Origin of the sequence: Terriglobus roseus (assembly GCF_900105625.1) — a bacterium.
In the GTDB taxonomy this organism is placed as follows: domain Bacteria; phylum Acidobacteriota; class Terriglobia; order Terriglobales; family Acidobacteriaceae; genus Terriglobus; species Terriglobus roseus_B.
This window is the reverse complement of sequence record NZ_FNSD01000001.1, coordinates 4,184,431-4,198,210: the sequence shown is the minus strand read 5'-3', so window position 1 is coordinate 4,198,210 and position 13,780 is coordinate 4,184,431. Positions and strand designations below refer to the sequence as shown.

The window sequence follows — 13,780 nt, the reverse complement described above, 5'->3', positions numbered from 1 at the left end:
CATCCTGTGTGACATTCCGGCGTCTAATGAGGGAGATTATGCCTAAGCAACCTGATGCACCCCACGGCGACGTACGCAAGCTCCCCATGATGCCCATCCGCGACATGGTCATCTTCCCGCACATGATGACGCCTTTCGTTGTCGGTCGTGAATCGAGCGTTCGCGCGCTCGAAGAAGCATTGACGGGTGATCGCAAGATCTTCCTCGCAACGCAGCACGACGCGTCCATCGACGAGCCCAGCGGCGATGACATCTTCGAGACCGGCACTATTGGCAACATCGTGCAGTCCGTGAAGATGCCCGACGGCAACATCAAGGTGCTGGTCGAAGGTGTGGAGCGTGCACGCACGCTGGAACTGAATGACGACGACGGATTCTTCGTCGCAACCGTTCGGACTAACAAGACCGAACTTGTCGTCACACCGCAGATTGAGCAGTTGATGCAGGTGGTGCAGCAGCGCTTTGAGCAGCACCTGAAGCTGCAGCAGAGCCTGAACTACGAGACGATGGTCGCCAGCGTACGCACGGATGAGCCCACGAAGCTGGCCGACGTGATCGCAGCGAACCTTCAGCTCTCGATCGAAGAGAAGCAGGAATTGCTCGACATCTTCGACCCGGCTCTTCGCCTGGCGAAGATTGCAGACGTACTCGACATTGCGATTGAAAAGCTCAACATGGACCGCACCGTGCAGTCGCGCGTGAAGCGGCAGATGGAGCGCGCGCAGAAGGAGTACTACCTCAACGAGAAGATCAAGGCCATACAGAAGGAACTGGGCCGCGGCGAGAAGTCCGAATGGGACGAGCTAAAGAAGAAGATCGAAGCGGCTGGTATGCCGAAGGATGTCTTCGACAAGGCCATCCAGGAGTTGAAGAAGCTCGAAGCGATGCCGCCGATGTCTGCGGAATCGACCGTCAGCCGCAACTATCTGGACTGGCTACTGGCTGTGCCCTGGAAGAAGAAATCGAAGGACATCCGCAGCATCGAACATGCGGAGACGATTCTGAACGAAGACCACTACGGCCTGCCAAAGATCAAGGATCGCATTCTTGAGTTCCTCGCAGTCCGCCAATTGGTGAAGAATCCGAAGGGTTCCATCCTGTGCTTCGTCGGACCTCCGGGCGTGGGCAAGACCTCGCTTGGAATGAGCATTGCGAAAGCAACGGGCCGCAAGTTCGTCCGTATGTCTTTGGGTGGAGTGCGCGACGAGGCCGAGATCCGCGGACATCGCCGCACGTACATCGGTTCCCTGCCCGGTCAGATCATCCAGAGCATGAAGAAGGCTGGTACGAAGAACCCGGTCATCATGCTGGACGAGATCGACAAGATGGCATCGGACTTCCGTGGCGACCCTGCATCGGCTCTGCTTGAAGTGCTTGACCCGGAACAGAACGCGACCTTCCAGGATCACTACCTGGACGTCGAGTACGACCTGTCGCAGGTGCTCTTCGTCGCCACGGCGAACGTGCTGCACACGATACCCGGTCCCCTGCAGGACCGTATGGAGATCCTTCGTCTGCACGGCTACACCGAGGTCGAAAAGCTGGAGATCGCCAAGCAGTACCTGGTGAAGAAGCAGCGCGAGGGCACCGGCCTGACCGAGGAGAACATCGAGTTCACCGACGAGGGCCTGAAGGAGCTTATCCGCGGTTACACGCGCGAGGCCGGCGTCCGTAACCTGGAGCGCGAGATCGGCAACGTCTGCCGCAAGGTGGTTCGTCGCGTTGTGAAGGCCGGTCCAAAGCACGCGAAGGAAGTTATCACGGCCGAGAACATCTCCGAGTTCCTGGGCGCGCAGAAGTTCCGCGACTCGATCATGCAGGAGAAGAGCGAGATCGGTCTTGTGACCGGACTCGCATGGACCGAAGTGGGCGGTGCGATTCTGCAGGCTGAAGTGCAGGTGCTGGACGGCAAGGGTAAGTTGACCACGACCGGCCAGCTAGGTGACGTGATGCAGGAGAGCGCCCAGGCAGCCCTGAGCTACGTCCGCAGCCGCGCGCAGCACCTTGGCCTTCCCAAGGACTTCTACCGCAACATTGATATCCACGTACATGTTCCAGAGGGCGCAATCCCGAAGGATGGTCCGTCTGCCGGCATCACCCTTGCAACGGCACTCACGTCGGCCCTGACGATGATACCGGTGCGCCGTGACATCGCCATGACGGGCGAAATTACGCTGCGCGGCAAGGTACTCGCCATCGGCGGCCTGAAGGAAAAGCTGCTTGCGGCACATCGCACCGGCATCCGCGAGGCCATCATGCCAAAGGATAACGAGAAAGACTTTGACGAGCTGCCGCAGTTGATCAAGGACGAGATGAAACTGCACTTTGTCAGCGAGATGGACGACGTGCTGGAGCTGGCTCTTGAAGGCAAGCTGCCGAAGCTGGAAGAGGAGAAGCCCGAGGCGCTGGCAAAGACCATGCCGCCGCCAAATGCGATCCGCCCCGCGACGGAAGCGCGTCAGTAGACTCCTTGGAACCAAAAAGAAGGGCCGGCGAGAGCCGGCCCTTCTTGCATTGCGAAACTTTAACGCTCTATGCCTTGCGGCCGGTGAACAGTCCACCGATCAGCGAGATGACCCAGACGATGGCGAGAATATGGATCGCGAGACTGGCGCCGTGGGTGAAAACTTCGCCAAGGATCCAAAGCAGAAACAGTACACCGGCAATAGCAAAAAACATAAGAACTTCCTCCCGCGCTTCAATGTTGAAGCAGCTACAAACGAATACATAGAGTCAACACGGCGATTGCTGGTTGCATGTAAGGGAAGAAATCATTTCTCAGCAGGCAGGAAACATTCGCCGCGTGGGGCCGCATCTAGACGTTTGTGTCGCGAAGTCGACGCAGATATTTGAGGGAGAACAACGATGCTGATCCTGCTGATTATTCTTCTTGTACTGGCGTTTGGTACATCGCCGATTCTGCCCTACAGCCGCGGCTGGGGCTACTATCCCAGCGGTGGCCTTGGCTTGCTGGCGATCATCGTGCTGATTGTTTTGCTGATGCACGGCGTTTAGATCAAGAGGCGCTCGAAAAAAAGGGGATGCGCATGAGCGCATCCCTTTTTTCTCATAAGACCGAGTGTTCCCTACGAGCGTCCGCCTGCAATGGACGGAATAAACATAACTTCGTCGCGGTCCTGGAATTGGTAGGTGTCTCCGCCCAGGAAGCGGATGTCTTCGTCATTGACGTACACGTTGATGAACTTCCGCAGTGTGCCGGACTCATCGACGATGTGCAATCCAAGCTCGGGAAATTTCGAGCCAAGATCTTCGACAAGTGTGGGCAGTGTGGTGGCTTCGGACTGGACCTGCTTGGTGCCAGCGGTGTGCCGCGCAAAGGCGGCGGGCAGCATGACGCGAATCGACAAGTTACTTCCCTCCTGCAATGGCCAGTTCGGGCTCTGCAGAAGCAGTGGTGCCGTCCAGCTCGTTGATGTATTCCTCGAAATCCGCAAGGCGCGGACGCACGGCGCGACCCAGCGTGAAGCGGTCGGCGATGCAGTCAGTGGTCTTCAAGCCGTTGCCTGTGATGCAGACAACCGTAAGGTCGTCCGCAGCGATGCGGCCCTGCGCGATGAGGCGCGCGGTGACAGCAGTGGTGACGCCGCCCGCCGTCTCCGTGAAGATGCCTTCGGTCTCCGCCAGTTCCTGAATGCCGCTGACGATTTCGACGTCCGAAACATCCTCAGCCCAGCCGCCGGTCTCGCGGATCATGCGCGATGCGAACGGGCCGTCCGCGGGATTGCCAATGGCGAGCGAACGCGCGATGGTGTTCGGCTTCTGCGGAGTGATGGTCTCCGTATCATTCTTTACGGCCTGCGCAATGGGCGAGCAGCCGGTGGCCTGCGCTCCGAAAAAGCGCACATGCTTCTTCTCAACCAGGCCGAGGAAGACGAGTTCATCGAAGGCCTTCTTGATCTTGCGGATCAGCGATCCACCGGCCATCGGCACAACAACATTGTCAGGAAGCTTCCAGCCGAGCTGCTCCGCGATTTCGTAGCCGACGGACTTGGAACCTTCTGCGTAATAGGGCCGCAGATTGACGTTCACAAAGCCCCAGTTGTACTGGTCGGCGATGAGCGAGCAGAGACGGTTCACGTGATCATAGTTGCCGTCAATGCGTACCAGACGTGCGCCGTAGATCAGCGTGTTCAGAATCTTCGCGGGCTCGAGATCGGCCGGGACCAGGATGCATGCCTTCATACCCAGGCGTGCGGACTGTGCCGCAACCGAGTTCGCAAGATTGCCGGTCGACGAGCAGCCGACGACATCGAAGCCGAACGCGCGCGCATTCGCCAGCGCAACAGCAACGACACGATCCTTGAACGACAGCGTCGGGAAGCAGACCGCGTCATTCTTCACATAAAGGTTAGCGGAGCCAAGGCGTTTGCCCAGGTTCTTCGCGCGCACCAGGGGCGTGAAGCCAACGGGCAGGTCCGGCTGAAAGCCCTCGGGAAGGGGCAGCAGGCCGCTGTAGCGCCACATGTTGTCGGGACCGGCTTCAATAGCCTTCTTCGTGAAGATGCTGCGGGCGGCTTCCAGGTCGTAACGCACTTCAAGCGGCGTAAACGACTCATCGCAGATGGACAGGGGCTGGTTGCCGTAGCTCTTGCCCGATTCCTTCGAGTAGAGCTCGTACGGTGTACACGCAGACGAGACAGACGACATGAAACCTTCTTCCCTAAGCGGAAGAGGGGTATGGACCACATGCGACGACTCTGCCGGGAAGACGCACCTGCCGGATAGGCGGTACGTACGGAAGCCTGATTAGACGGTCATACGGCTGGTCCACACCTTGCGTGGAGGCTGTATCCCGAATCTCATGTTCCCTGTTCCCACTTGCGCGGGTTCCCAGGAGAGAGGTGACACCGGTACAGACTTCGTCCGGTTGTCGTGGCGTCGCAGGGCTCGTCCCTCAGCCACTCTTCATGAAACTCAGATCTGCGGCATCACTGCTGCAGACTTGATTAACACTTTTGTAGCACCTTGGGGGCAGCGATGCAATGGGTGTGCCTACTGCGCTGTTGATGGCGCAGGAGTGACGGCAGGCACATTGGAGGCAGGAATGATGCCCTGCGGAGGCGGCGCCGCACTGGCTACCGGCGTTGCAGCGTCCTGCGCATTCGCGGGCACCAGATCGCCAATCTCGAAGATGGGTGCGTCCTTCGGCAGGTGCAGCCGTCCCTCAGACAAATAACCGACCGCCAGCGCACCCGCGAACTCCGGCTGCAGAACCACCAGCGGCAGCAGGTACTTCTTACTCTTCACCAGCGATTCCGCGACACCGTCCACAGAGTGGCTGCGCCCCACGGTCCCGGGCACCTGCAGGATCGTGAACGCGGACATCTTCAGCTCCGGGTGCTTCTTACCGTACTTCACCAGTGACTTGGCGACCTGCTTTGGCGTGGTGATGCCGAAGTCCGCAATGAAATTTCGGTGGATGGCATGCGGAAAGTAGATGTCCAGAACCGCTTTCGAAAAGTCCGCGCAGTTATGGAAGAACAGATTGAAATGGCCGACGTTGCGCCGATCGTTGAAGTAGGCGATGAGGTGCTCGTCCTCTTCAGGTGTCGTCTCAACTTCAAAGCCATGGATTTTGCGATCGAAGGAGGAGCCCACCAACTGCGTCCACTCGCCACCGGGGACAGAACCATCCGCCTTCGCAGGAGCCAGCTTCTGCAGGTGCGCCCGCCAGTAAGCCTCGCGAAGGCGCGTGACATCTTCCTTCGTCACAGACTTTGGCACATCAGACGGCTCGTCGACGGCGTAGAGGTACGGCGCCAGGGGCATGGCGATCCAGTCGTTGTGATGGATCTTGTGATAGCGGCTGATGACGACGCCCAACTCACCGGGGCGACAGGTGCGAAGTTGTGTGGGCGTAACGGCGCATACGTGGTTCAGATAAACCGCGGCGTGCCCCGTGGGGTTGAACGCTCCAAACTGTCCGTAGGGCTCTTCCATCAACAACGCGACCGAAGCGCGCGCGGGAACGGCGAACTGCAATGCTGCGGCAGCGGCGACGAGAGTCCATAGCCATCGCCGCGGTGCCGGGCCGGTCCTGCTGATGAGCTTCAAAGAGGGTCTCCCGGCGCGTTGCGCGACGATCTTAAGGCTATTTTCACTTTACCCGCCCAGCGGCCCGTGCGCCATCTGCGGTGGTCTACAGGCCTAGACCCGGCGCGACGTGGCAAGTGTCGGCGCGCAGGTGTAAATTTCAGACTGGCGTTCGCCGCTCATCGTGAGCGCCGGCCCCCATGGTGCGCTCATGCCCTGCCCGTTGTCCTTCCCTCGCGTCTCGACTCTCGTACTCATTCTCGGACTTACCGCTGCAACGACACTTTGCGCACAGCCGCGCGCGGAAAGACCTGCTCCAACCGGGTATCCGGCACACCCTGCGCTGGTGCTTGGCTTCATGGGAGGCCGCGTGAAGAGCACGAACTTCGTCCACAAAGAAGCCGTCATCGCGCGCGATCTACAGCAGCACAACGGCAACCGCATGACCGTGATGACCTTCGCCAATCACGACACAACGCAGGCCATGACGGCTGTCATGCATTACCTGGATACCGACGGCAATGGCGCGCTCAGCGAAGCAGAGAAGCGCAACGCCCGGATTGTGCTCTACGGCCATAGCTGGGGCGCCTCCGAGACGGTAAATATCGCGCGCCAGCTGGACCGCATAGGCGTTCCTGTGTTGCTGACCATTCAGGTGGATTCCGTGCAAAAGCTGGGTGAAGACGACAGCACCATTCCGGCCAATGTGCATCACGCCATGAACATCTACCAGACGGAGGGTCTGCTGAGCGGGCGGCGCAGTATTCACGCGGAAGACCCCGCGAAGACGATCATCCTTGGCAATCAGCTGGTCAGCTATAAATCATCGCCAGTGGATACGAGCCAGTTTCCCTGGTTTGCGCGCACGTTTATGCATCCGCACATTGAGATCGAGAACGATCCGAAGGTGTGGGCAAGCGTCCAGAACATGATTCAGGATGAGGTCGATACCAGCATACAGACGGCGTCGCCTTAGCTGGCCCGCGGTAAGGTCGCTAGCTGGCCTGGGTAATCATGCTCTGCACGCCGGAGACAAAGCGCTGCGGATCGAACTCCGTCCGCAGGATCTCATCCGGGCAGTCCGTCATGATGGCCACGCGCCAATTGCAGACGAACGCCACCTTCTGTTCGGGCTGGGCAGTTTTGATTTCAGAGCACATCTCTTCCGCGTCGCCTACCTTGTGCTCGCCCTCCACATCAATCAGCACCAGGTCGTAGTGCTTGGCCCAGAAGAGCGAAAGCCCTTCCGCAGTGGACAGCGTCGAGTCGACGAAGAATCCCGACAGGCGCAGGATCTGATCACGTAAGGGACGCAGCATCTCGCGCGCACAGATATGCAGGATGCTCTTGGCCGAGGGGTCGGGGGGTAGCGGTGACATGGTTGTGTAGCGCGCTATCGCAAGCAGGCACAGGGCACGGAGGCGAGCCAGGGACCGATTGCTTTCACGCGGTAGGGATAGTTTACCGGAGGCGAACCCGCCGTGGCTACAGACTCAGGCCCTTGGTGCTTTCCGCGTTCGATATCATCTAATCTCAGCCATGCCGGATAGCAAACACCCACTCAGCAAAGTTCTGGAAGACCGCATCGCCATCATCGATGGCGCCATGGGTACGACCATCCGCACCTATGGCATGACCGAAGCGGACATGCGCGGCGAACGTTTCAAGGACGCCCCGAAGGATCTGCTGAACAACGGCGACATCTTTTCGCTGACGCAGCCGGCGATGATCTGCGACATCCACCAGCGTTTTCTAAACGCGGGCGCCGACATCATCGAGACGAACACCTTCGGCGCGACCGGCATCTCGCAGAGCGAGTTCTTCGTGGACGATCCGCGCGAACACGGCGGCCGCAAGGATCCCGAGTTTTACCAGAAGATCATCGACGACACGATGCTGAACGACCTGGCTTGGGAGATCAACGAAGTCAGCGCAAGGCAGTGCCGCGAGCTTGCAGACAGGACGTCGAACGACACGGGCCGCCAGCGCTTTGTTGCCGGCGCTATTGGCCCGCTAACCGTCTCACTCTCAAACTCACCCGATGCCGACGATCCAGGGTTTCGCGTGGTCACCTTTGACCAGGTGCTGACCGCGTACAAGCACCAGGTACGCGCGCTGATCGCCGGAGGTTCGGACGTTCTGCTGGTCGAGACGATCTTCGATTCGTTGAATGCGAAAGCAGCACTCGTCGCGATCCGCGAGGTCTTCGAAGAAGACGGCCACACTGCCAAAGGCACGGACCTGCCCGTGATGATCTCCGCTGCTGTGGGACGTGGCGGCGAGACGATGATCTCCGCGCAGACCGTCGAGGCTTTCTGGAACGCTGTGAAACATGTGAAGCCGCTGAGCGTGGGCTTGAACTGCTCGATTGGTCCCGATCTGATGTACCCGTTTCTCACGGAACTCGCCGCGAAAGCGGACACCGCAATCTCCTGCTATCCGAACGCAGGTCTGCCGAACCCGTTGTCGCCGACCGGTTTCGATCTTGAACCGGACGACATGGCGCGCTTCCTCGGTGACTTTGCGAAGAACGGCCTGATCAACATTGCCGGCGGCTGCTGCGGCAACACGCCTGACCACATCGCCGCGATCGCAAAGGCGCTCGAAGGCAAGCATCCGCGCGAATACGCACTGGAACTGGCAGGTGCACGCGCATGACCGGTGACAGTAAGCCCCTCCGCCTGAGCGGATCACAGCCCTTCACACAGCAGGCCGGCGTCTTCATCATGCTGGGCGAACGCACTAACGTGGCCGGCTCCCCGAAGTTTGCGAAGCTGATCAAAGAGGGCAAGTACGAAGAGGCCGTCAGCGTCGCGCGCCAGCAGGTGGAGAATGGCGCGAATGTCATCGACATCTGCATGGACGAGGGCATGATCGACGGCGTCGCCGCCATGACCCGTTATCTGCAGCTGCTCGCCAGCGAGCCTGAGGTGGCCAAGGTGCCCTTCATGGTCGACTCCTCCAAGTGGGAGGTCATCGAGGCCGGGCTGAAGTGCCTACAGGGCAAGGGCATCGTTAACTCCATCTCGCTGAAGGAAGGCGAGGACAAGTTCCGCCAGAATGCACGCACCGTGTTGAAGTATGGCGCGGCCGTCGTCGTCATGGCCTTTGACGAGCAGGGCCAGGCAGCGACCTACGAAGACAAGATCCGCATCTGCGAGCGCGCCTATCGCATCCTCGTCGATGAGGTTGGCTTCCCTGCCGAAGACATCATCTTCGATCCCAACATCCTGACCGTTGCGACCGGCATGGAGGAGCACAACAACTACGCCGTCGACTTCATCAACGCGACGCGCTGGATCAAGGCGAACCTGCCGCATGCGAAGGTCAGCGGCGGCGTCAGCAACATCTCGTTCAGCTTCCGTGGCAACAACAAGGTCCGCGAGGCGATGCACTCGGCGTTCCTGTATCACGCGATCGCAGCGGGTATGGACATGGGCATCGTCAACGCCGGCATGCTGGAGCTGTACGACGCCATCGAGCCTGAGCTAAAGGTGCTGGTCGAAGATGTCCTGCTGAACCGTAGACCGGACGCGACGGAGCGCCTGGTCGACTATGGCGAGCAGCTCAAAGCAGCCGGCACCAGCAACCCGGAGGCCGCTGCGAAGAAGGCCGAAGAGTGGCGCAGCGGGACGGTGGAAGAGCGCCTGTCGCATGCGCTGGTCAAGGGCATCGACACCTATATTGATGAAGACACGGAAGAGGCCCGCGCAAAGCTGGGCCGTCCACTGCTCGTCATCGAAGGCCCGCTCATGCAGGGCATGAGCGTCGTCGGCGATCTCTTCGGTGCGGGCAAGATGTTCCTGCCGCAGGTGGTGAAGTCGGCTCGCGTGATGAAGAAGGCCGTCGCCTACCTCTTCCCATTCATGGAGGCTGAGAAGGCCGAAATGGCCGCGGCCGGCATCGTCATGCGCACGCAGGGCAAGATCGTGCTCGCGACGGTGAAGGGCGATGTGCACGACATCGGCAAGAACATCGTCGGCGTGGTGCTTGCCTGCAACAACTACGAGGTCTTCGACATGGGCGTGATGGTGCCTGCGGAGAAGATCCTTGCGCGCGCGAAGGAAGTGAACGCGGACATCATCGGCCTCAGCGGCCTCATCACGCCGTCGCTCGACGAGATGGTGCACGTTGCGAAGGAGATGGAGCGGCAGGGCTTCACCGTCCCCCTGCTGATTGGCGGCGCAACGACCAGCCGTGCACACACAGCCATCAAGATCGCGCCACACTACAGTCAGCCCGTCGTGCATGTCACCGACGCGAGCCGAGCCGTGCCGGTGACCACGAACCTGCTGAGCGAGGACAATCGCGCACAGTACGTCGCACAGCATGCCGCGGAGTATGAGGCTGTTCGCAAAGCCCACCTGGCGCCCAAGCAGCCCATGGTTCCCATCGCTACCGCGCGCCTTCGCCGCACGCCCATTGAGTGGCGCAGCGAAGACATTGCACAGCCGGAGTTCCTCGGCGTGCGCGTGCTGGATCACTTCCCTCTTGCGGAGCTGCGCGAGTACATCGACTGGTCTCCCTTCTTTCACACATGGGGTCTGAAGGGTATCTATCCGCGCATTCTCGACGACAAGCTGCAGGGCGAAGAGGCTCGCGAGCTCTACACGAATGCGAACAAGATGCTCGACCGCATTGTGAACGAGAACCTGCTGCGTGCCCGTGGTGTGTACGGCTTCTTCCCCGCGAGTGCAGTCGGTGACGATGTTGAGCTTTACAGCGACGCAGCGCGCAGCGACGTCCGCGAACACTTCCACTTTCTGCGGCAGCAGGCGCATCGCGATGGCAACGAACCATGCCGCTCCCTCGCGGACTTCATCGCACCGAAGGAGACCGGGCTGCCCGATACCATCGGTGCCTTCGCAGTGACGACTGGTATTGGCCTAAAGGAATTCTGCGATGGCTTCCGCGCACAGCACGATGACTACAGCGCCATCATGGCCGAGGCGATCGCGGATCGTCTTGCCGAAGCGTTCGCCGAAGCGCTGCACAAGCGTGTGCGTGATCAGTGGGGGTTTGGCCGCAACGAGGGCCTGACCACGCAGCAGATCATCGCGGAGAAGTATCGCGGCATCCGTCCCGCGCCCGGCTATCCCGCCTGCCCGGACCACACGGAGAAGGGCACCATCTGGCGCCTGCTGGACGCGCAGGCGAACACCGGCATCGAGATCACCGAGTCCTTCGCGATGTGGCCCGGATCGAGCGTGAGCGGTATCTACTTCGCCCATCCCGAGTCGCGCTTCTTCTCACTGGGAAAGATCGACCGTGACCAGGCGCAGGACTACGCGAAGCGTAAGGGCATGCCGCTGGTGGAAGTCGAACGCTGGCTCGGACCAAACCTTAATTACGATCCCGAAGGCTAAGAGGAAGAGGATCGCGCCCTCGCATGTGGGTCCCCATTCTTGCGCAGCAAGGGTGGGGCATCACGCGAAGCATGACCGTTCGACTCCAGCAGCAGCGTCGCGCTTCCGCGCGATACCCCACCTTTCGCTTCGCGAAAGAATGGGGCACCCGAAGTCTGTTGCTATCCAGTCACCGCCGAGTCAGGAATCCCACGCTGTTGCAGCATCGGTCCAATGACCGGATCACGACCCGCCCACGCGCGATAGAGCTCAGCAGGATCGGCGGTGTTGCCGCGTGACAGCACCATGTTGCGCAGGCGATCGCCATTGGCGCGTGTCAGGCCGCCATGCTCTTCGAACCAGTGATACGCATCGCTGTCCAGCATCTCCGCCCACAGGTACGCGTAGTAGCCCGCGGCATAGCCACCGCCGAAGATGTGCGAGAAGTACGTCGAGCGATAGCGTGGCGGCACCAGTGGCACCGACACACCGGCACGTTCCAGCGCAGCGGCTTCGAAGGCCGATGCATCCGGCGCTTCACTGTCCGAGGGTAGCGTGTGCCATTGCATGTCGAGTTCGGCCGCTGCAAGTACTTCCGTTAACGCGTGGCCGCCATTGAAATTCTTCGTCGCCTTCAGCTTTGCCTGTAGGTCGGCGGGCATGACTTCGCCCGTCTTCCAGTGTTTCGCGTAGTTATTGAAGATGGCCGGGTACGAAGCCCAGTGCTCATTGAACTGCGATGGGAATTCGACGAAGTCACGCGGTACCGCGGTACCGCTGAGCGATGGGTAGGTCGCTTCACTGAACAAGCCATGCAGTGCGTGCCCGAACTCATGGAAGAGCGTCTGCGCCTCATCGCTGTCAATCAACGAAGGTTCATCGCCCACCGGCTTCGTGTAGTTGCAGACATTGGTGATGATGGGCGCATCGCCCAGCAGCTTTGACTGTGTCAGCAGCGAACTCATCCACGCGCCGCCACGCTTCGAATCGCGCCGGTAGAAGTCGCAGTACAGCAGTGCAAGATGCGATCCGTCCGCGTTGAAAACCTCATAGGTCACAACGTCCGGGTGGTAGACCGGCAGGTCCGCCCGCTTGGAGAACGTGATGCCATAGAGCTTCGTTGCAGCAAAGAGCACACCATCTTCAAAGACACTGCTCAGTTCGAAGTACTGCTTCACCTCGTCTTCATTGATGTCGTACTTCGCCTTGCGAACAGCTTCGGCATAGAAGGCCCAGTCCCACGGCTCCAGCGTGAAGGAGTCGCCGATCAGTGCCTGCATTTCTGCCGCTTCGGCCTTGGCACCGACGAGCGCCGCGGGGACCAGGTTGTCGAGAAACTTCACAGCGGCTTCGGGCGTGCGGGCCATCTGGTCGGAGAGCTTCCAGGCCGCATAGCTTTCGTAACCCAGCAGATGCGCACGTTGCGCGCGAAGCTGCGCCAGGCGCGAGATCATCTCGCGGGTGTCGTGATCATTCCCCTGTTCGGCACGCGTCAGCGAAGCCTCCCACAGGGCCTTACGGGTCTCGCGATTGGTCAGTGAAGCAAGCGCAGGCTGCTGCGTCGTGTTCTGCAGTGAGAGATAGAAGCCATCCAACTCGCGCGACTTCGCTGCCTCGGCGGCCTCTGCAATCTCTGCATCCGACAGGCCATCCAGCGCTTCGCGCGTCACAACGTGCAGGCCACCTTCCTTCATGGCTGCCAGCACGCGATTGATGAATTTCGCCTGCAGCGTGGACTGCTCGGTATTCAGCGCGCGCAGGGTGTTCTTGCTCGGCTCGCTCAACAGCGCGCCTGCCTTTACGAAGCCGTCATACGTGATTTCCAGCAGGCGCAGCGACTCCGCATCCAGGTCAAGCGACTCGCGCTGCTCATACAGGGTCTTCACGCGTGCAAACAACTTCTCGTCCAGGTTGATGCTGTCGCCATGCGCCGACAGCTTGGGCGCAACGTCCTGCTGCATCTGCTGAATCGCAGCATTGGTATTCGCGCCGGCGATCGCATAGAAGGCAGTGGCAACGCGGTTCAGCAGGGCGCCGCTCTTCTCCAGAGCGACCAGGGTGTTGTCGAACGTTGGCGCATCGGTGTTCGCGATGATGGCATCCACCTCGGCCCGCCCCTCAGCCATACCGGCATCGAACGCGGGCATGTAGTGCTCTTCGCGGATCTTGTCGAATGGAGGCGCAGAGTAAGGCAACGAGCTGGGCGCAAAGAACGGATTGCTTGCGTCGAAAACTGGAGCGGTTCCCGCAACTACCGGCGTTTCATTCAGAACAGTCATGCCTCTATTCTCCGACCGCGCATGGCTTTTGAGAACCCGGCACCGTCCGATTAAGAGAAATTGCGCTGCTCACCGTAATTTTTCTTGCAACGGCTTTCCCCG

Annotated in this window: 11 protein-coding genes and 1 riboswitch; of the genes, 5 read left to right on the top strand and 6 right to left on the bottom strand. The window is 60.1% G+C overall.

Annotation, left to right across the window (positions count from 1 at the left end; all coding sequences use genetic code 11):
• Nucleotides 1-38 precede the first annotated feature (38 nt).
• Nucleotides 39-2,465 (top strand): endopeptidase La, encoded by a 2,427-nt coding sequence (lon, locus tag BLW03_RS17460; RefSeq protein WP_074655299.1) that lies wholly within the window; start codon nucleotides 39-41, stop codon nucleotides 2,463-2,465.
• 67 nt (nucleotides 2,466-2,532) lie between these two features.
• Here the strand turns inward: lon and BLW03_RS20715 are convergent, their stop codons facing one another.
• Nucleotides 2,533-2,679, bottom strand: a complete 147-nt coding sequence (locus tag BLW03_RS20715) for a hypothetical protein (protein ID WP_170835072.1) — start codon at nucleotides 2,677-2,679, stop codon at nucleotides 2,533-2,535.
• Nucleotides 2,680-2,865: 186 nt separating this feature from the next.
• On the opposite strand from BLW03_RS20715, the gene BLW03_RS17455 reads away from it, so the two are divergent.
• Nucleotides 2,866-3,015: a DUF3309 family protein gene (locus BLW03_RS17455; RefSeq protein ID WP_074655298.1), complete on the top strand. Its 150-nt coding sequence runs from the start codon at nucleotides 2,866-2,868 to the stop codon at nucleotides 3,013-3,015.
• A gap of 71 nt (nucleotides 3,016-3,086) precedes the next feature.
• Here BLW03_RS17455 and BLW03_RS17450 read toward each other — a convergent pair whose 3' ends face one another.
• The 3 genes from BLW03_RS17450 to BLW03_RS17440 form a co-directional block, all read right to left on the bottom strand.
• Entirely contained in the window at nucleotides 3,087-3,368 is a 282-nt protein-coding gene (locus BLW03_RS17450) for a MoaD/ThiS family protein (protein WP_074655297.1), read from the bottom strand.
• 1 nt (nucleotide 3,369) lies between these two features.
• A complete protein-coding gene (gene thrC / locus BLW03_RS17445; protein WP_074655296.1) occupies nucleotides 3,370-4,668 on the bottom strand; it encodes a threonine synthase in 1,299 nt (432 codons plus the stop codon).
• 149 nt (nucleotides 4,669-4,817) lie between these two features.
• Nucleotides 4,818-4,935, bottom strand: a riboswitch (SAM riboswitch).
• 78 nt (nucleotides 4,936-5,013) lie between these two features.
• Nucleotides 5,014-6,075, bottom strand: coding sequence for a hypothetical protein (locus BLW03_RS17440; protein ID WP_212733229.1), 1,062 nt, complete (start codon nucleotides 6,073-6,075; stop codon nucleotides 5,014-5,016).
• Nucleotides 6,076-6,265: 190 nt separating this feature from the next.
• On the opposite strand from BLW03_RS17440, the gene BLW03_RS17435 reads away from it, so the two are divergent.
• Nucleotides 6,266-7,030: a hypothetical protein gene (locus BLW03_RS17435; RefSeq protein ID WP_139285244.1), complete on the top strand. Its 765-nt coding sequence runs from the start codon at nucleotides 6,266-6,268 to the stop codon at nucleotides 7,028-7,030.
• Nucleotides 7,031-7,049: 19 nt separating this feature from the next.
• Here BLW03_RS17435 and BLW03_RS17430 read toward each other — a convergent pair whose 3' ends face one another.
• Complete coding sequence (locus tag BLW03_RS17430; protein WP_074655294.1) at nucleotides 7,050-7,433, bottom strand: response regulator; 384 nt, start codon at nucleotides 7,431-7,433, stop codon at nucleotides 7,050-7,052.
• Between the two features lie 160 nt (nucleotides 7,434-7,593).
• Between BLW03_RS17430 and BLW03_RS17425 the strand changes: the two genes are divergently transcribed.
• On the top strand, nucleotides 7,594-8,712 hold the full coding sequence (locus BLW03_RS17425) for a homocysteine S-methyltransferase family protein (protein ID WP_074655293.1): 1,119 nt from the start codon (nucleotides 7,594-7,596) through the stop codon (nucleotides 8,710-8,712).
• The gene (metH, locus tag BLW03_RS17420; protein WP_074655292.1) at nucleotides 8,709-11,420 is read left to right on the top strand and encodes a methionine synthase; all 2,712 of its coding nucleotides are present in this window, start codon (nucleotides 8,709-8,711) and stop codon (nucleotides 11,418-11,420) included. Before BLW03_RS17425 ends, metH begins: the two co-directional genes overlap by 4 nt.
• Before the next feature lie 161 nt (nucleotides 11,421-11,581).
• Here the strand turns inward: metH and BLW03_RS17415 are convergent, their stop codons facing one another.
• Nucleotides 11,582-13,678, bottom strand: coding sequence for a M3 family metallopeptidase (locus tag BLW03_RS17415; protein WP_074655291.1), 2,097 nt, complete (start codon nucleotides 13,676-13,678; stop codon nucleotides 11,582-11,584).
• Between the last annotated feature and the right edge of the window lie 102 nt (nucleotides 13,679-13,780).

Coding starts and splice junctions, on each gene's coding strand:
- lon (WP_074655299.1), top strand. CDS start 39: ATGCCTAAGCAACCTGATGCACCCCACGGCGACGTACGCAAGCTCCCC.
- BLW03_RS20715 (WP_170835072.1), bottom strand. CDS start 2,679: ATGTTTTTTGCTATTGCCGGTGTACTGTTTCTGCTTTGGATCCTTGGC.
- BLW03_RS17455 (WP_074655298.1), top strand. CDS start 2,866: ATGCTGATCCTGCTGATTATTCTTCTTGTACTGGCGTTTGGTACATCG.
- thrC (WP_074655296.1), bottom strand. CDS start 4,668: ATGTCGTCTGTCTCGTCTGCGTGTACACCGTACGAGCTCTACTCGAAG.
- BLW03_RS17435 (WP_139285244.1), top strand. CDS start 6,266: ATGCCCTGCCCGTTGTCCTTCCCTCGCGTCTCGACTCTCGTACTCATT.
- BLW03_RS17430 (WP_074655294.1), bottom strand. CDS start 7,433: ATGTCACCGCTACCCCCCGACCCCTCGGCCAAGAGCATCCTGCATATC.
- BLW03_RS17425 (WP_074655293.1), top strand. CDS start 7,594: ATGCCGGATAGCAAACACCCACTCAGCAAAGTTCTGGAAGACCGCATC.
- metH (WP_074655292.1), top strand. CDS start 8,709: ATGACCGGTGACAGTAAGCCCCTCCGCCTGAGCGGATCACAGCCCTTC.
- BLW03_RS17415 (WP_074655291.1), bottom strand. CDS start 13,678: ATGACTGTTCTGAATGAAACGCCGGTAGTTGCGGGAACCGCTCCAGTT.